This is a genomic window from uncultured Rothia sp. (genome assembly GCF_937976295.1).
GTDB lineage: Bacteria > Actinomycetota > Actinomycetes > Actinomycetales > Micrococcaceae > Rothia.
Map to the genome: position 1 here is coordinate 1 of NZ_CALJRY010000115.1, position 2454 is coordinate 2454.

The 2454-nt window shown below is 59.9% G+C and carries 2 protein-coding genes and 1 pseudogene; 1 reads left to right on the top strand and 2 read right to left on the bottom strand.

Annotation, left to right across the window (positions count from 1 at the left end; all coding sequences use genetic code 11):
• Positions 1–244: pseudogene (locus tag Q0216_RS02885) on the bottom strand (transcriptional regulator); the annotation flags it as partial.
• Positions 245–464: 220 nt separating this feature from the next.
• On the opposite strand from Q0216_RS02885, the gene Q0216_RS02890 reads away from it, so the two are divergent.
• Complete coding sequence (locus Q0216_RS02890) at positions 465–1373, top strand: acyl-CoA thioesterase II (protein WP_298592781.1); 909 nt, start codon at positions 465–467, stop codon at positions 1371–1373.
• Between the two features lie 132 nt (positions 1374–1505).
• Here the strand turns inward: Q0216_RS02890 and Q0216_RS02895 are convergent, their stop codons facing one another.
• On the bottom strand, positions 1506–2081 hold the full coding sequence (locus Q0216_RS02895) for an HdeD family acid-resistance protein (RefSeq protein ID WP_298592782.1): 576 nt from the start codon (positions 2079–2081) through the stop codon (positions 1506–1508).
• Between the last annotated feature and the right edge of the window lie 373 nt (positions 2082–2454).

Consider the following 2454-nt stretch of genomic DNA (forward strand, 5'->3'; position numbering starts at 1 on the left):
GGCCGCGTGCGGTCAGGCGGATAGCGGCGTCCGGGTTCACCGCCAGGGCGCGAGAAATGTAGGTGGCAAGGTCCTTGACCACTGCGGCACCCTGGGCGCCGCCGGGCAGGATCAGGTAGGGCTCCTCCACGCCTTCGTGGGGGTTGTACTTGAGCTCAATAGATGCAGCCGCGTTCGGTGCGCTGTTCTGGTCGGGAGCGTTGTCCTGTGCGGTGTCAGGGGTGGTTTCAGACGGCGTAGTCATTTCTGCTCCTTTTCGGCGGTAGCCTGCTCGGTGGCAAGTTGGTGGGTGATATTGTGCGATGGTGTGTTAGGGGAACGTTCCGGATCGTTCATCCGGCGCCATTGTTCCTCGTCAATATTCCTAGTGAATGTTCCGAATCAACCTGTCGCGGTTGTCTCAGAGTATGCTCTCCCACTCTACGCCAGAAACCGGTTCATTGAAAACGTGCGAGAATAAAACCATGACCAAGCCCACTGTGACCCAAAACCTCATGCGGATGCTGGACCTCTCCCCCGTGGAGGCGGCGCCCGCCTCCTTCGGTAGCGATGAAGTGTCTACCGGTGTGACGCTCACCCGCGAGCAGCCGCGTACTTTCGGTGGTCAGGTTCTTGCCCAGTCGATTATTGCCGCCGACCGCACGGTGGAGGGCAAGGACATCCACTCAATTCACGCCTATTTTCTGCGCCCCGGCGATATTGAGCGTGAACTGTTCTTCGCCACTCAGCGCCTGAACGATAGCCGTTCCTTCTCGACCCGCCGCGTTCAGGTGTTCCAGGATGAGGCGCCCATGTTCTCGGCGATTCTGTCTTTCCAGTCCGATAGCCGCGGCCCGGAGCATACCGCTGTGACTATGCCGGATGTTCCGGACCCGGAGTCGCTGCCGATGGTTAGCGACTATCTAGGTCAGCTCCCCCACCCCATTGCTCAGGCGGTCGCGTGGGAGCGCCCGATTGATATGCGCCACGTGGACGCGCCCCTGTACACTCAGCCGGATGCCTCCTCGACGCAGCCGCGCGCCTGCGTGTGGTTCAAGACCTTTGACCGCCTGGTGCATGCTGATGGTTCTGAGGCCTCGGAGGCGGAGCACCGCGCCGCTATTGCGTACGCTTCGGATTACCTGCCGCTGGAGCCGGCCCTGCGCCGTCACGGCAAGTTCTGGCTGGAGCCGGGCCTCAAGAGCGCCTCGCTGGATCACGCGATGTGGTTCCACCGTTCGGCGCGCGCCGATGAGTGGCTGCTGTACGTGCTGGATTCTCCGAGCGCGCAGGGTGGCAGGATGCTCGCGCAGGGTTCGATTTTCAATCGTTCCGGTGAGCTGGTGGCGACCGTGGCGCAGGAAATGATGTTCCGCCTGCCGGAATATCGATAAAGCGGAGCACCGCTAGAGTTTCGGCGCTGCGAGAGCGTAAAACGTCAGAGCATACAGAAAGACCGTGTGAGGTGGTTGTCTCACACGGTCTTTCTGTATCTAGTTTATGCGCTCAACGCCGCTAACGGGTGTTTATCGGGCTTCGACGTCAATCACACCGTCCGGGGAAATGTGCACGGTGCGCTTGGTGCGGCGGGAAACGAAGAAGTCACCCACGAACACGAAACCAGCCAGCATCAGCACTAGAGCAATCAGCCACACTGCCACCGCACCGAAGAACATCGGGAACAGCAGCACAAGCAAGCCCAGGACCAGGGAACCAATAGCAGAGAACTGCAGGTGGCGTCCGGCGGCATAGCTCAGGTATTTCATGCCCTGGGCAGTCATCAGACGAATCAGCGCCCACGCAACCAGCCACACACCCACAATGGTCGGAATGTACGTCGCCTGTGCGCCCGCCGAGGCTGTCAGCAGAATCAGGCCTACCACCACGGTCAGGATGCCGTTGATTAGGTCCCAGCCGGTACGTGCCGGCTTCAGCGCACCGAAGTAACGCACCAGTTCAAACACACCACCGAGCAACACCGCAACGGAGAACACAAATCCCAGAACTGCTAGCGGAGTAGCGGGGTTGGCGAACATGTAGATTGCAGCCGCAACCAGCAGCAGACCGGTGACTAAGGACATCCAGTTATATTTTGAAAGCATGATCTCCAGTCCTTCGTATCAGATGCATGAGTTAGACATGTCCATTAAACCGCGAATGTGAACTCCGCCATGACGTACCGGTCACCGCCGGGCGAACTATTTCTACCGGCGAACAGCAGCGTTCCCCCGCCAGCTCACACAGAACAACCAGCGCATACGGCATCTAGCAGACACAGCATCTCGCGGGCACAGCAAAGCCCCACCTCCGCACGCTTCAACAGCGCAGGAGGCGGGGCTCGCTACCGAACCAAACCCTATCGGGTCAGCTTGCGGTGCACCACGCGGTGCGGCTTAGCAGCCTCAGGGCCGAGGCGCTCAATCTTGTTCTTCTCGTAGGACTCGAAGTTACCCTCGAACCAGTACCACTGATCCG